The sequence below is a fragment of the Achromobacter spanius genome (assembly GCF_002812705.1).
GTDB classification, from domain to species: Bacteria; Pseudomonadota; Gammaproteobacteria; order Burkholderiales; family Burkholderiaceae_B; genus Achromobacter; species Achromobacter spanius.
Window position 1 is genome coordinate 2140015 of record NZ_CP025030.1, and the last position, 14013, is coordinate 2154027.

Genomic DNA, 14013 nt, shown 5'->3' on the forward strand with positions numbered 1-14013 from the left:
CAGTAGGGTTTCCCAGATTCCGCGTGGGCATACTGCCCCGGCATCCCGGTTTTTTGCATTCCCTTTTATTTGTCCCTAATTTTTTTACTTCACGTAGAACCATGAGCCAAACCGCCACGTCTTCCACGTCCGAAACCCTGGGGTTCCAGGCCGAGGTGAAGCAACTGCTGCACCTGATGATCCATTCGCTGTACAGCAACAAGGAAATTTTCCTGCGCGAGCTGGTGTCGAACGCATCGGACGCCTGCGACAAGCTGCGTTTTGAAGCCATCGACCAGCCCGACTTGCTGGAAGGCAACGGCGAGCTTGCCATCACGGTCAGCTACGACAAGGCCGCCCGCACCATCACCATCTCGGACAACGGGATTGGCCTGTCGCGCGAAGAAGCCGTGGCCAACCTGGGCACGATCGCGCGTTCCGGCACGCGGGAATTCTTTTCCCAACTGACGGGCGACAAGCAAAAAGACGCGCAACTGATCGGCCAATTCGGCGTGGGCTTTTACTCGTCGTTCATCGTGGCGGACAAGGTCACGGTGGTCAGCCGCCGCGCCGGCAGCACGGACGCGATCCAGTGGGAATCCGACGGCCAGGGCGAGTTCACGATTGGCGCCGCTGACAAGGCCACGCGCGGCACCGACGTCACGCTGCACCTGCGTGCCGACGAAGACGACTTTCTGAACGGCTGGAAGCTGCGTGAAGTTCTGCGCCGCTATTCCGACCATATTTCCTTGCCGATCCGCATGGCCAAGGAAGAGTGGGATCAGGAAAAGGGCGAACAGGTCAAGACCGATGAACTGGAAACGGTGAACCAAGCCAATGCGCTGTGGGCCCGCAGCAAGTCGGAAGTTACCGAAGAGCAGTACCGCGAGTTCTACAAGACGGTGTCGCACGACTACGACGACCCGTTGGCCTGGACGCATAACCGCGTGGAAGGCCGTAGCGAATACACGCAACTGCTGTACGTGCCCAAGCACGCGCCCATGGACATGTGGGACCGCGACGGCCGCCACGGCGTGAAGCTGTACGTGAAGCGCGTCTTCATCATGGACGACGCCGATCAGTTGCTGCCGTCGTACCTGCGCTTTGTGCGCGGCGTGATCGATTCCGCCGACCTGCCCTTGAACGTGTCGCGCGAAATCCTGCAAGAAAGCCGCGACGTGCGCGCCATTCGCGAAGGCTCGGCCAAGCGCATTCTGTCGCTCTTGGAAGACCTGGCCGAGAACAAGCCGGAAGACTACGCCACGTTCTGGTCGGAATTCGGCCAAGTGCTGAAGGAAGGCGCGGGCGAAGATTCCGCCAATCTGGAACGCATTGCCAAGCTGATGCGCTTTGCGTCCACGCAGTCGGGCGACCAGGCGCAGACGGTGTCGTTTGCCGACTACGTGTCGCGCATGAAGGAAGGCCAGGACAAGATTTACTACGTCACGGCCGACACGTTTGCCGCGGCCAGCAACAGCCCGCATCTGGAGATCTTCCGCAAGAAGGGCATCGAAGTGCTGCTGCTGTCTGACCGCGTTGACGAATGGATGCTGTCCTACCTGCGCGAATTCGACGGCAAGTCGCTGGTGTCGGTGGCCAAGGGCGGCCTGGACCTGGCCGAGTTGGCCGACGAGGAAGAAAAGAAGCATCAGGCCGAAGTGGCTGAAGACTTCAAGCCGCTGGTCGAGCGCCTGCAAAAGACACTGGAAGAGCAGGTCAAGGAAGTGCGCGTGACGCTGCGCCTGGTGGATTCGCCGGCGTGCGTGGTGGTGGGCCAGAACGAACTCAGCCCGCACCTGCTGCGCATGCTGAAGGCCGCCGGCCAGGAAGCGCCGAACGTGAAGCCGGTGCTGGAAATCAACCCGGAACACCCGCTGCTGGCGCGCATTCGTGCTGCCGAAGACGGTGAGTTTGACCAGTGGGCGCGTCTGCTGCTGGATCAGGCCCTGCTGGCTGAAGGCGCGCAAATTGCCGACCCGGCCGCGTTTGTGAAGCGCTTGAATGCCTTGCTGCTGAAGTAAGCGGCGGGGTGGTGGGATGAGAGGGCGCCTGGGAAACCAGGCGCTCTTTTTTTCGCCAGACACCTACCAAAATGCTAAATATTCCCGATCGGTAATATTTCGACCAAATCGCAGTGCTGCATAAGAAATATTACCGATCGGGAATATTCAATTGGATTCATCGCCGAAACACCATAAACTTACCGAACGGTAATTTTGGAGGCATCCATGCCTATCGACCACGCCCAGCCCACGTTGCCAGCAACCATACGCACCGCAGCCGACCTGGGCGAACTGGTGAAAGCCGTGCGACGCGATCAAGGCTTGCTTCAAGCCGATCTTGCCGGCCTGTCTGGTTCGGGTAACCGCTTTGTGGGGGACCTTGAGCGCGGCAAGCCCACGCTGCAATTGCAGAAGGTGTTGGACATGCTGGATCTGCTTGGCCTTGAAGTGCAAGTTGTGCCGAAACGCCCGAGGCTGCCATGACAGCCTCGGACGCATTGGATCTTTATCAAGGGTTGCGCAAGGTAGGCCGCTTGTATGACGAGCGGCCGTTGCGCTTTGTGTACGACGAGTCGTGGCGGAAAGGTTCGGACGCGCAGGCCATTTCCCCGACGATGCCGTTGGCGCAAGCCGATCACGCTGGCGACGCCGTTCATGCCTTCTTTGAAAACCTGCTGCCTGAAGGGCAGGTACGCAAGTTCTTGCAAGTGAGCCGCCACGCGACGACGGTATTCGGATTGCTGCGTAGCGTGGGCGGCGACACGGCCAGTGGGCTGACGATATTGCCGCAGGGCGAAAAGCCCGCGCCCGCGCACTATCGGCCCACAACGTGGCAAGCCATTGCCGAACGCTTGAAGCATGGCGCGGTGCCGGCGCTGGTAGCCGAAAGCGACGAGGGCGCGCGAATATCCCTGGCAGGCGCGCAAGACAAGCTATTGCTGTCGGTGTTGCCGGACGGCTCGCCCGCGCTGCCCGAAGGCTCGGCGCCGTCATCGCATATCTTGAAGCCCGACATCCGCGGCCTGAAAGGGGTGTGGGCGTCGGCATTGAACGAAACCCTGGTGATGCAATTGGCGGCGCAGCTTGGCTTGGGTGTGGCGGACGCGCACTATCAACGCGACACGCGCGCCTGCCTGATCAAGCGCTATGACCGCTTGGACGATGGTCAAGGCGGCTTGCTGCGCTTGCATCAGTTGGACCTGTGCCAATTGGCAGGCACGCCGTCGGACGTGAAGTACGAAGCGGACGGCGGCCCGACGCTGGCGGATTGTCGCCATTTGCTGGCGGGCATGGGCGTCGGCGCGGGCGACCATAAGCGATTCTTGCAATGGGTGATTTTCAATCTCTATGTGGGCAACAACGATAGCCACGCCAAGAACCTGTCCGTGCTCCAGTCGCCGAACGGGCAATACCGGCTGGCACCGTTCTATGACCTGATGTGTACCGCGATGTACCCGGGGCTTTCCCGCCGCTTTGCGTTTTCCGTGGGCGGCGTGATGACCCCGGGCAGCATCGGACGCGAACAGATCGAAGCCATGGCCACGGACCTGGGCTTTCACCCGCGCTACGGCGTGACGGTCGCGCGGGCGTTGATGACCGCGTTGCCCGCGGCACTGGAGGTTGTGCAGGCGAGCCTGCTTGCGCAGTCCGCCGCCGGGTCCGAACGCACGTTGATCGAACGCCTGGGCAATTGGATCAAGACGAACGCACGCCGCCACGCCCAGCGCTGGGAATAAGCACCGCATCCAAGGCCAGCACCCCCTGCCCATCCGGCAGCGCCAACAACGGGTTGATCTCCACGGAACTGAAGTCTGCCCGGCGCGCATCCGCGAAGCGCGACAGCGCCACCAAGGCGTCTGCCAACGCATTGATGTCGCAAGGCGGTGCGCCGCGTGCGCCTTGCAGGAGCGCGTAGCCCTTGATTTCACGGATCATCGACAGGGCCTGGGCGTGGTCGAAGGGCGCCAGGCGGAAGCTGACGTCTTTCAGCACTTCGACGAAGACGCCGCCCAGGCCGAACATGACGACGGGGCCGAAGACCGGGTCGCTGTGCATGCCCACGATGCACTCCACGCCTTTGGGCGCCATGGGCGCGACCAGCACGCCGTCGATGCGGGCAGTGGGGCAGTGCGTGCGTACGCTGTCCAGGATGGCGGCGTGGCCGTGGCGCACGGCGTCTTCGCCCGACAGGTTGAGCTTCACGCCGCCCACATCGCTTTTGTGCAGGATGTCGGGCGACACCACTTTCAAGACCACGGGGCCGGCCGCGCGGGCAGCGGCGGCCACGGCGGTGTCGGCGTCGGTGGCTAGCGTGCAGTCAGGCACGGGCAGGCCGGCTTGGCGCAGGACGTCCATCGCCTGCACTTCGTTGTAGGTGTCGCGCAGCGGCGCGGTGTTTGCCGCAGCTGGCGGCATGCAGGCGTGCGCGGGAGCATCCGAGGCGGCCTTGGAGGTGCCATCCGTGCTGCCATTCGATACGGCATCCGATACGGCATCCGATACGGTCCCTGACATCCCCGCCAACCCCGCCACCGCGCCTATCGTCCGTATCGCGGCACTAGGATCTTCGAACACCAGCGTGCCCAGGCGCTCAAGCTCGCGGCGGCGTTCTGGCGGGAACAGCGCGCATAAGGCCAGCGGCACGTCGGAATGGCGGGCGCGCATTTCGCGGGCAAAGGTCTCGAAGGTGGGCCACAAGGCTTCCGACGACCCGGCGGCGGCCAGGAAGACCGCCAGCGCATCGTAGCGGCCGTCGGCCAGCATGTCGTCGGCGGTGGCCAGCAGCAGGCCGGGTTCGGACACCACCTGGCCGGTGACGTCGACCGGGTTGCGCGGGCCGGCGAAGGGCACGCGTTCCAGCAGTCTGGCCTGCGCGGCCGCGTCGGGTTCGGGCAGAGACAGACCGGCTTCTTCGGCCTCGTCCGCCATCAAGGCGCCGACCCCGCCGGATATTGTGAAGATGCCCAAGCGCTTGCCTTGGGGGCGTTGCTGCCAGGTGTCCAGCGCATAGCCCAGGTTGAAGAAGTCTTCGATGCTGCGCGCGCGCAGTGCGCCGTATTGGCGAAACAGCGCGTCGTAGACGGCGTCATCGCCCGCCAGCGCGGCGGTGTGTGACGCGGCGGCCTGCGCGCCGGCCTGGGTGCGGCCGATCTTGGTGACGACCACGGGCTTGCCGGCGTCGCGCGCGGCGGCCAGCGCGCGGCGCAGCTTGGCGCCGTCGCGGCAGCCTTCCATGTAGGCCATGATGACGCGCGTATCGGCGTCGTGCGCCAGGCAGTTGATGCAGTCGGCCACGTCGATGTCGGCTTCGTTGCCGGTGCTGATCCAGTGCGACAGGCCGAGTCCGCGTTCGCGCGCCATGCAATAGGCATAGGCGCCGAACGCGCCGCTTTGCGACACCATGCCGATGCCGCCCAACGCCACGGCGCCGTTGGCGGGCGCGGGCGAGAACGTGGCGTAGACCTTGTGGCGCACGTTCATGAAGCCCAGGCAGTTGGGCCCCAGCAGGCGGATGCCGCGCTCGCGCGCGATGGCGCATAGCGCCTCTTGCATGGCGACGCCTTCCGCGCCCGTTTCCGAGAAGCCCGACGTGAAGACAACCGCGCCGCCCACCTGGCCGGGGCGCGCGCTTTGCAGCGCTTGAGCCGCGTGCGCGGCGGGCACGGCCAGGATGACCAGGTCCACGTCGGTATCCAGCGCGGCCAGGTCGGGCGCGGCGGGCAAGCCCTGGATGCTGCCGGCGCGCGGGTTGATGGGCAGGATGCGGCCGTCGTAACCATGCTGGCGCAGCAGGCTGACCGGCATGGCGCCGATCTTGCCGGGCGTGGCGGACGCGCCCACGATGGCGATGCTGCGCGGGGTGAACAGGCGGGACAGGGTGGGGTCGGAATGCGTAGTCATGATGGGGGCGGGGTGGTTCAGGAAAAGCGCACGACGCTGCGGCCGGTGCTGCCGCGTTCGAGCATGGCGGCCAGCGCTTGGGGCAAGTCCTGGGGGTTGATGACGCGCGCGGTAAGGTCCAGGCGCTGCGGGCGGTAGTCGGTGGCCAGCCGTTGCCATAGCGCGCGGCGCAGCGGCATGGGGCTGTTGGCGTTGATGCCCAGCAGCTTCACGCCGCGCAAGATGAAGGGGATGACGGACGTGGGCAGGTCCGCGCCGCCCGCGTTGCCAAACGCGGCCACCACGCCGTCGGGGCGCACGCTGGCCAGCGCGTGGGCCAGCAAGGGGCCGCCCACGGAATCGATGACGCCGGCCCAGCGCGCGCTCATCAAGGGCTTGATGGGGGCGGACAGGTCGGGCGGGGCCATGACCTCGACGGTGCCGAGAGAGCGCAGGTAGTCGGCGGCATCCGGCTTGCCGGACATGGCGCAGACGCGATACCCGCGTTGGCTGAGGATGTCGATGGCGATACCCGCCACGCCGCCGGTGGCGCCCGTGACCAGCACCTCGCCCTGGTCGGGCGCCAGGCCGCAGTGTTCCATCCAGTGCAGGGACAGCGCGGCGGTGAACCCGGCGGCTCCCAGCACGGCGGCGTCGCGCAGCGTGATGCCGGCGGGCAAGGGCAGCACCCAGTCATGCGGCACGCGCGCGTATTCCGCATAGCCGCCGTCGCAGTCCACGCCGATGCCAAAGCCATGCACGACGACTTGCTGGCCGGGCGCAAGCGCGGGGTCGGTGGAGTGGACCACGGTGCCGCTCAGGTCGATGCCGCCGATGCGGGGGTACTGGCGCACGACGTTGCCGCGTCCGGCCTGCGCCAGCGCGTCCTTGTAGTTCAGGCCGGCGTAGGCGACCTTGATCAGCGTATCGCCGGGGGAAAGTTCATCTTCCGACAAGGTGTCGAAGCGGCCTTGCGGGGGCGCGCCGTCGGCGCCGCCGTGCAGCCGGTAGGCCTGAAAGGTGGGGATGGGCATGCGGGTCTCCTGGGATGGGTCAGCCGCGCGCCAAGAGGCGGCGCGCAAGGCTGGCGCGGTGCAGTTCGTTGGCGCCGTCGTAGATGCGGAAGGGGCGCATTTCTTGCCAGATCATTGCCACGGGGGTGTCGTCGGACAGGCCCGATGCGCCCATCATTTGCACGGCGCGGTCGGCCACGCGGTTGACGGCTTCGGATACGAATACCTTGGTCATGGCGCTGTGCTGCTTGACGGACAAGCCCGCGTCCATGCGGCCCGCGCAATCCAGCGTCATCAAGCGGCTGGCGTGCAGGTCGATGTGTGAATCGGCCACCATGGCCTGAATCTGTTGCAGATCGGCCAGGCGCGATCCAAAAGACTCGCGCGTGTTGACGTAGGCTTGCGCGGTTTCCAGGGCGCGGCGGGCGCGGCCGATGTAGCGCATGCAGTGCGACAGGCGCGCGGGCTCCAGCCGCAGTTGCGCGTATTCCAGGCCACGGCCGGGTTCGCCCAGCACGGCGTCGTCGCCGACCTCGCAGCCGTCCAATTCAATTTCCGCATGGCCGCCGATCTGGTAGCCGGTGACCATGCCGATGTCGCGCACCACGCGGTAGCCCGGCGTGTCGGCGGGCACGACGAAGAGCGTGGCGCCGGCATCGGCCTGCGCCAGCACCAGCGCAAAGTCCGCGCCGACGCCGCCGCTGATGAATTGCTTGTGCCCGCTCAACACCCAGCCTTGGCCGCGCCGGGTTGCGCGGGTGCGCAGCATGGACGGGTCGGACCCCGCGCCCGGCGCGGGTTCGGTCATGGCGAAGCAGGCGCGCTGTTCAGCGCGGATCAGGGGCAGCAGAAAGCGCTCGCGTTGGGCGGGGGTGCCCAGCCGCAGCAATGTCAGCATATTGGGCTGGTCGGGCGCGGCGCAGTTCAAGGCGGCCGGCCCGAGAAAGCCGCGACCGGCCGCTTCCAGCACTTGCGCCAGCGCGCGCCAGCCCAGGCCCAGCCCGCCAAGTTCCACGGGCAGCTGCGGCGCGTACAGGCCGGCGTCCCGGGCTTGCACGCGCAAGCGCGCTACACATGCGTCCAGGGCCGTCACGTCGCGGGCGATGGCGGGGGATTCCTCGGGGATGGCGATGTCATCGACAAAGCGGCGAACCCGTTCGCACAGGTCTTCGATGGCGGCGTCGCCGATGGGCTGGGCGGGCATGGCGGTCCCTTTGTAAAGGCTGGCTTGTGAAGGCTTGCGGTCAGGGCTTGCTTGAAGCGACTTGAATGCAGAGGCTTAAATGCGGACGCTTACTGGATGCGGGTGCCGGTGGACTTCACCAGCTTGCTCCACCACAAGGTCTCGTCCGCGATCTGCTTGGCGAATTCGGCGGGCGTGTTGACCAGCGGCTCGGCGCCCAATTCCTGGAAGCGGGCGCGCAACTCGGGGTCTTGCAATGCCTTGGCCACGGCGGCGTGCAAGCGGTCCACCACGGCGGGCGGCGTGTTGGCGGGTGACATCAGCCCTTTCCACGCCATGACCTCAAAACCCGGCATGCCCGCTTCGCTGAAGGTGGGGATGTCTGGCGAGGCGGTCGCGCGCGCATCGCTGGGCACCGCCAGCGCGCGCAGGGTGCCCGCTTTTACGTGCGGCAGCAGCGCGGGCATGTTGTCGATCATGAAATCGATATGGCCGGCGACCAGGTCGGTGATGGCGGGGCCGCTGCCTTTGTAGGGCACGTGTTCGGCTTGCAGGCCGGCCTTCTGCTTGAGCAGTTCGCCGGCCAGTTGCGCGGGCGAGCCATTGCCGGGCGAACCGAACGACAGCTTGCCGGGGTTATTGCGCGCGTACGTCAAAAATTCTTCCAGCGTTTTCACGGGCATGGACTTGGTCACCACCATCAGGTTGTGTTCGCGTTCCAGGCAGGTGATGGCGGTCAGGTCTCGGGCGGGGTCGAACGGCATGTTGGCGTACAGGCTGGGGTTGATGACGGTGGGGCCGGCCGCCGCCAGCAGCAGCGTGTAGCCGTCCGGCGCGGCGCGCGCCACGAAGTCCCCGCCGATATTGCCGCCGGCGCCCGGTTTGTTTTCCACGATGACCGGCTGGCCCAGGATGGGGTGCAGCGCTTCGGCCAGCAGGCGGCCCAGGATGTCGGTGGATCCGCCGGGGGCGAACGGCACGATCAGCCGGATCGGCTTGTCGGGATACGCGGCGGCGGCCTGGGGCGGCAGCGCCGCGCAGGTGAATGCGGCGGCGATGGCGCCGATCCATTTCGGCAGGTGCTTGTGCAGCATGAGAGTCTCCTTGGGTTGATGGGCCGCGGGCTTCTGTTGGCTGCGGTCCCGGGATAGCGCCCTGGCCTAGCGGCCGGGCGTGTAACCGGCCTGCGCCAGCGTGTGGCGGGCGATGGTCAGTTGATGAATCTGGCTGGTGCCTTCGTACAGGCGGAACAGGCGCACGTCGCGATAAAACCGTTCAATGCCCTGGTCGGCGATGTAGCCGTAGCCGCCGTGCATCTGCACGCAGCGGTCCGCCACGCGGCCGCACATTTCCGACGCGAAGTATTTGCAGATGGACGCGTTCATGGTCACGTCCTTGCCCTCGTCGCGTTCGCGCGCGGTTTGCAGCACCAGCGCCAGCGCGGCCTGGATGTCGGTCTGGCAATCGGCCAGCATCGCCTGGATCAATTGGAAGTCCATCAGCGGCTTGCCAAACTGCTGGCGTTCGGCCACAAAGCGCAGCGTGTCGTCCAGCATGCGAATGGCGGGGCCGATGCACAGCGCGGCCAGATGAATGCGCTGCTTGTTCAGCACTTTCATGGCCGTCTTGAAGCCCATGCCTTCCTGGCCGCCGATCAGATTGGCGGCGGGCACGCGGCAATCTTCAAAGTAGACGGCGGACACGGGCGACCCGGCCTGGCCCATCTTGTCGTAGGGCTGGCCGGTGGACAAACCCGGCGTGCCGCGTTCCATGATGAAGGCCGATATGCCCTTGGCGCCGGGCGCGTCGGGGTCGGTGCGCGCCATGACGGTGAACAGGCCGGCAAGCGGGGCGTTGGTGATGAAGCACTTTTCGCCATTCAGCACATAGCTGTCGCCGTCGCGCACGGCGGTCGTGCGCAAGGCGGTGGCGTCCGACCCGGCTTGCGGCTCGGTCAGCGCGAAGCAGCCGGTCAATTCGCCCGACGCCAGCCGGGGCAGGTAGTGGTCTTTCTGCTGCGCGGTGCCGTCGGCCACCAGGGCTTCGGAACCGATGCCGGTGTTGGTGCCCACGCGCGCCCGAAACGCCACGGAACATTGCGACAGCTCAATCGCCGCGCGGATCAGTTCTTCGGTGCTCATGCCCGCGCCGCCATAGGCTTCCGGGATGGAATAGCCGAACATGCCTTGGTCGGCCATGGCCCGCACCAGGTCGTCGGGCACTTCGTCCAGGCGCGCCACTTCGGCTTCACGCGGCACCAGTTGCTGGCGGACAAAGCGCCGCAGCGATTCGATGAAGGCGGGAAAGCCGTCAGGGTCCCTGATCATGGGGTGTCTCCGATTTTTTTGATTGTCTGGCCTGCGGGCGGAGGAATCCGCGCCGGGGCAACATGGAACCCAGGCTAGCAAAGCAAAGCGAAATGCGAGACAAGTGTTTTGATATCTTGAACGCCTATTGCTCGATATGGGCCGCGCTTGCTCTATCATCGGCATCAACATTCCCCACTTTTTCGCTTTTATTGCGCGTTTTTCATTTCTCGCCTTTCACGTTCCGCCTGTCACTATTCAGCGCGGAATCTCCACCCGGATTGCGACCATGACCACGCCCCTGGGCGGCCGCCACCCCGACCCTGATTTCGCCACCACGCTGGCCCACGGCTTGGCGGTGTTGCAGACCTTTCGCCATGGCGAGCCCGCGCTTAGCAACCGCGAATTGGCCGACCGCACCGGCCTGTCCAAAGCCACGATTTCGCGGCTGACCTATACGCTGGTCCAGCGTGGCCTGTTGCGCTATGACGCCAGCCTGCGCCGCTACCGCCTGGGCACGGCGCTGTTGTCGCTGAGCTATCCCTTGCTGGCCAGCATCAAGCTGCGGCAGTTGGCGCGCCCGCTGATGACGCGGCTGGCCAACGCGGCGGGCGGGTCGGCGTCGCTGGGCATGCATCACGGCACGCACATGGTGTACGTGGAAACCTGCCGGGGCCATGACGCCGTGGCGTTCCGGCCCGACATCGGCGCCATGCTGCCGCTGCTGCCCTCGGCGATGGGCCGGGCGTGGCTGGCGCAGGCGGATGACGATGAGGCGCAAGGGCTGTTGCAGGCGCTGCGACGGCAAGATCCCGCCGCCTGGCAACGGCATGCGCCGGGTTGGGAGCAGGCGCGCCGGGACTATGCCGCGCACGGCTACTGCGTGGCCGAAGGCGAATGGCATGCCGACGTGCATGCCGTGGCGGTGCCGATGTGTCGTCGCGTTGACGGGCAGGTGTTCGTGTTCAATTGCGGCGTGCCGGCGCGGCGGCTGCGACCGGGCGATTTGCGCCGACGCATCGCGCCACGTCTGCTGACCTTGGTGACGCGGGTGGAAAAAATGCTGGAGCGCCAGGATGCCGCTTGAACTTGAACAGGGTCCCGCCCGGGATCCCCAGCCCAACCCCACCCCCGACCGCGACTTTGCCACCACCTTGGCGCACGGCATCGATATCCTGGCGTGCTTTCGGGCGGACCGTCCGGAGCTGGCCAACAAGGACTTCGCGCAGCAGACCGGCCTGTCCAAAAGCGCGGTGGCGCGCCTGACGCATACCTTGGTCGAACTGGGTTTCTTGCAGCGCCTGGGGTCGCCCGCCCGCTATCGGCTGGGCGCGTCGGTGCTGGCGCTGAGCTACCCCTTGCTGGCCAGCATGCAGATCCGCCAGTTGGCGCGGCCGCTGATGAAGCAGTTGGCCGACCATGCGCGCGGTGCGGTGTCGCTGGTGGTGCGCGACCGCTTGCAGATGGTGTACGTGGAAACCGCCAGGTCAAACGACGCCTTGCAGACCCGGCCTGATATCGGCGCGGCCTTGCCCTTGCTGTCCAGCGCGGCGGGCAAGGCCTGGCTGTGCCGCGTGTCGGACGCCGAGCGGGCGGTGGTGCTGAACCAGTTGCGCGTGGCCGACGCGCGCCATTACGCCGAGCATTTCCCCAGCCTGGCGGCGGCATCGCGCGACCTGGAACGCAAGGGGTATTGCGGCAACAACGTGCAGTGGCGCCCCGATGCCTATGGCTTTGCCGCGCCTTTGTGGCGGCCTTATCAGTCCCTGCTGTATGTCTTTAACTGCGGCGTTCCGTCGGGGGACGGACCCTACCGCGAGCGGGCGGCGGACATCGGCCCCCGGCTGGTCGCCCTGGCCCGCGAGACGGAGCGCTTGCTGGGGCTGACGTAGCCCACCGTGCCTGGGGGCGATTCGTGACTTGAAGTCAAAAGTGTTTGCCCGCCAGACGGCTTTTTCCGCAAGGATCGCGCCGTCATACTGCACGCCTGTCTTTCCGACGTGCTCCAAGGAATCCGCATGAACCCGCAAGATAATCCGCCGGTGAAGTCCGGCCTGCCGCTGCTGGCGCTCGCCGTCGGTGCGTTCGGCATTGGCGTGACCGAGTTTTCTCCCATGGGCCTGTTGCCCGTTATTGCCGAGGGCGTGAACGTCTCCATTCCCAGCGCCGGCATGCTGATCAGCGCCTACGCCATCGGCGTGATGCTGGGCGCGCCGCTGATGACGCTGGCGTTTTCGCGCTGGTCGCGGCGCAAGGCGTTGATTCTGTTGATGCTGATCTTCACCATCGGCAACGTGCTGTCGGCGCTGTCTCCCAACTACACCACGCTGTTGCTGGCGCGGTTGGTTACCAGCCTGAACCATGGCGCGTTCTTCGGTCTGGGCTCGCTGGTGGCGGCCAGCGTGGTGCCGCGCCACAAGCAGGCCAGCGCGGTGGCGACCATGTTCATGGGCTTGACCATCGCCAACGTGGGCGGCGTGCCCGCCGCTACTTGGCTGGGGCAGGTGATCGGCTGGCGCATGTCGTTTTTCGCCACCGCCGTGCTGGGCTTGATTGCGATGTTGTCGCTGTGGTTCGCCTTGCCCGCGGGCGAAGCCGGACGCCGCCCGGATGTACGTCATGAACTGGCCGTGCTGAAAAGCCCCGTCGTGCTGCTGGCGCTGTTGACCACGGTGCTGGGCGCGGGCGCGATGTTCACGCTGTACACCTACATTGCACCCACGCTGGCCGATATCACCGGCGCATCGCCCGCCTTCATTACCGGCATGCTGGTGCTGATTGGCCTGGGCTTTACGTTGGGCAACGGCGTGGGTGGCCGCATGGCTGACCGCTCGCTGGATGGCACGCTGATTACGTTCCTGGTGATCGTCATCATCGACCTGCTGGCGTTCCCGTGGATCGCTTCCACCCAGATCGGCGCGGCCATTTCCCTGTTGATCTTCGGCGTCGCCACCTTCGCCGTGGTGCCGCCCTTGCAGATGGGCGTGATGCGCGCCGCCACGGCGGCCCCCGGGCTGGCATCGTCGGTGAATGTGGGCGCGTTCAACCTGGGCAACGCGGTCGGCGCGGCCGCTGGCGGCGCAGTGATCTCGGCCGGGCTGGGCTACTCGGCGGTACCCATCGCCGGCGCCGTCATCGCCGTGGCCGGGCTGGCGCTGGTGCTGGTGCAGCGGGCCGGCAACGTGCGCCGCCGCAAGCTGGCGATGCAGGGCTGCTGAGGGGCGCGTCGAGCATTAGCTATTCGCTGGGCGGGTTTGGGTGTTGTCGCCCAACCCGCCCATTCGCATTATCTGGCGCCCGCGGGCGTCAGCGGCTGTACCGCCAGCCGCAGGCCCAAGGCTTTCAGGATTGCCGTCAGGCTGCTTAGCGCGGGGTTGCCCTTGGGTGACAGCGTGCGGTAGAGCTGGGTGGGATTCAGGTGCGCTTGCGCCGCGACGGTCTGCACGCCACCAAAAGCCTGCGTCAGTTGCCGCAGCGCGATCAAGAGCTCAGCCTGGGTTCCGTCTTCCAGCACGCTGTTGATCAAGTCAACAGCCAATGCTGGGTCATCACGGTACAGCTCGGCCATCGCTTCATCATGGGGTCTGCTTTTCATGGTGTTCTCTGGTTCCAATGTTGCCAAGCGCGTACCGCGCGCTTCGTAATATTCG

Annotated in this window: 12 protein-coding genes; 6 read left to right on the top strand and 6 right to left on the bottom strand. The window is 66.0% G+C overall.

Features of this window, described 5'->3' with window-relative positions; translation table 11 throughout:
* Positions 1–101: 101 nt before the first annotated feature.
* The 3 genes from htpG to CVS48_RS09750 all read left to right on the top strand — a co-directional run bounded on the left by htpG (position 102) and on the right by CVS48_RS09750 (position 3718).
* A complete protein-coding gene (gene htpG / locus CVS48_RS09740; RefSeq protein ID WP_100854268.1) occupies positions 102–2000 on the top strand; it encodes a molecular chaperone HtpG in 1899 nt (632 codons plus the stop codon).
* A gap of 207 nt (positions 2001–2207) precedes the next feature.
* Complete coding sequence (locus tag CVS48_RS09745; RefSeq protein WP_100854269.1) at positions 2208–2465, top strand: helix-turn-helix domain-containing protein; 258 nt, start codon at positions 2208–2210, stop codon at positions 2463–2465.
* On the top strand, positions 2462–3718 hold the full coding sequence (locus CVS48_RS09750; protein ID WP_100854270.1) for a type II toxin-antitoxin system HipA family toxin: 1257 nt from the start codon (positions 2462–2464) through the stop codon (positions 3716–3718). The genes CVS48_RS09745 and CVS48_RS09750 overlap by 4 nt, the downstream gene beginning before the upstream one ends.
* Here CVS48_RS09750 and CVS48_RS09755 read toward each other — a convergent pair.
* The 5 genes from CVS48_RS09755 to CVS48_RS09775 all read right to left on the bottom strand — a co-directional run bounded on the left by CVS48_RS09755 (position 3678) and on the right by CVS48_RS09775 (position 10384).
* Positions 3678–5882 carry an acetate--CoA ligase family protein gene (locus CVS48_RS09755; RefSeq protein WP_100854271.1) on the bottom strand — a complete coding sequence of 735 codons (2205 nt, stop codon included), beginning with the start codon at positions 5880–5882 and terminating at the stop codon, positions 3678–3680. The two genes, CVS48_RS09750 and CVS48_RS09755, sit on opposite strands and share 41 nt — an antisense overlap.
* A gap of 17 nt (positions 5883–5899) precedes the next feature.
* Positions 5900–6895: an acrylyl-CoA reductase family protein gene (locus CVS48_RS09760; RefSeq protein WP_100854272.1), complete on the bottom strand. Its 996-nt coding sequence runs from the start codon at positions 6893–6895 to the stop codon at positions 5900–5902.
* A gap of 19 nt (positions 6896–6914) precedes the next feature.
* Positions 6915–8078 (bottom strand): acyl-CoA dehydrogenase family protein, encoded by a 1164-nt coding sequence (locus CVS48_RS09765; protein WP_100854273.1) that lies wholly within the window; start codon positions 8076–8078, stop codon positions 6915–6917.
* 89 nt (positions 8079–8167) lie between these two features.
* Entirely contained in the window at positions 8168–9151 is a 984-nt protein-coding gene (locus CVS48_RS09770; protein ID WP_100854274.1) for a Bug family tripartite tricarboxylate transporter substrate binding protein, read from the bottom strand.
* A 66-nt stretch (positions 9152–9217) separates the two neighbouring features.
* Positions 9218–10384: an acyl-CoA dehydrogenase family protein gene (locus CVS48_RS09775; protein ID WP_100854275.1), complete on the bottom strand. Its 1167-nt coding sequence runs from the start codon at positions 10382–10384 to the stop codon at positions 9218–9220.
* Between the two features lie 268 nt (positions 10385–10652).
* Here CVS48_RS09775 and CVS48_RS09780 point away from each other — a divergent pair, with 268 nt between their 5' ends.
* The 3 genes from CVS48_RS09780 to CVS48_RS09790 all read left to right on the top strand — a co-directional run bounded on the left by CVS48_RS09780 (position 10653) and on the right by CVS48_RS09790 (position 13581).
* Complete coding sequence (locus CVS48_RS09780) at positions 10653–11450, top strand: IclR family transcriptional regulator (protein ID WP_100854276.1); 798 nt, start codon at positions 10653–10655, stop codon at positions 11448–11450.
* A complete protein-coding gene (locus CVS48_RS09785) occupies positions 11440–12255 on the top strand; it encodes an IclR family transcriptional regulator (protein ID WP_100854277.1) in 816 nt (271 codons plus the stop codon). The genes CVS48_RS09780 and CVS48_RS09785 overlap by 11 nt, the downstream gene beginning before the upstream one ends.
* Before the next feature lie 126 nt (positions 12256–12381).
* Positions 12382–13581, top strand: coding sequence for an MFS transporter (locus tag CVS48_RS09790; RefSeq protein WP_100854278.1), 1200 nt, complete (start codon positions 12382–12384; stop codon positions 13579–13581).
* A gap of 68 nt (positions 13582–13649) precedes the next feature.
* Here CVS48_RS09790 and CVS48_RS09795 read toward each other — a convergent pair whose 3' ends face one another.
* Entirely contained in the window at positions 13650–13958 is a 309-nt protein-coding gene (locus tag CVS48_RS09795) for a helix-turn-helix domain-containing transcriptional regulator (protein WP_050445682.1), read from the bottom strand.
* Positions 13959–14013: the final 55 nt, after the last annotated feature.

What these genes read in the sequence shown, in the direction of transcription:
- htpG (WP_100854268.1), top strand. Translation starts at nt 102, where the DNA reads ATGAGCCAAACCGCCACGTCTTCCACGTCCGAAACCCTGGGGTTCCAG.
- CVS48_RS09790 (WP_100854278.1), top strand. Translation starts at nt 12,382, where the DNA reads ATGAACCCGCAAGATAATCCGCCGGTGAAGTCCGGCCTGCCGCTGCTG.
- CVS48_RS09765 (WP_100854273.1), bottom strand. Translation starts at nt 8,078, where the DNA reads ATGCCCGCCCAGCCCATCGGCGACGCCGCCATCGAAGACCTGTGCGAA.
- CVS48_RS09780 (WP_100854276.1), top strand. Translation starts at nt 10,653, where the DNA reads ATGACCACGCCCCTGGGCGGCCGCCACCCCGACCCTGATTTCGCCACC.
- CVS48_RS09795 (WP_050445682.1), bottom strand. Translation starts at nt 13,958, where the DNA reads ATGAAAAGCAGACCCCATGATGAAGCGATGGCCGAGCTGTACCGTGAT.
- CVS48_RS09745 (WP_100854269.1), top strand. Translation starts at nt 2,208, where the DNA reads ATGCCTATCGACCACGCCCAGCCCACGTTGCCAGCAACCATACGCACC.
- CVS48_RS09750 (WP_100854270.1), top strand. Translation starts at nt 2,462, where the DNA reads ATGACAGCCTCGGACGCATTGGATCTTTATCAAGGGTTGCGCAAGGTA.
- CVS48_RS09770 (WP_100854274.1), bottom strand. Translation starts at nt 9,151, where the DNA reads ATGCTGCACAAGCACCTGCCGAAATGGATCGGCGCCATCGCCGCCGCA.
- CVS48_RS09760 (WP_100854272.1), bottom strand. Translation starts at nt 6,895, where the DNA reads ATGCCCATCCCCACCTTTCAGGCCTACCGGCTGCACGGCGGCGCCGAC.
- CVS48_RS09785 (WP_100854277.1), top strand. Translation starts at nt 11,440, where the DNA reads ATGCCGCTTGAACTTGAACAGGGTCCCGCCCGGGATCCCCAGCCCAAC.
- CVS48_RS09775 (WP_100854275.1), bottom strand. Translation starts at nt 10,384, where the DNA reads ATGATCAGGGACCCTGACGGCTTTCCCGCCTTCATCGAATCGCTGCGG.
- CVS48_RS09755 (WP_100854271.1), bottom strand. Translation starts at nt 5,882, where the DNA reads ATGACTACGCATTCCGACCCCACCCTGTCCCGCCTGTTCACCCCGCGC.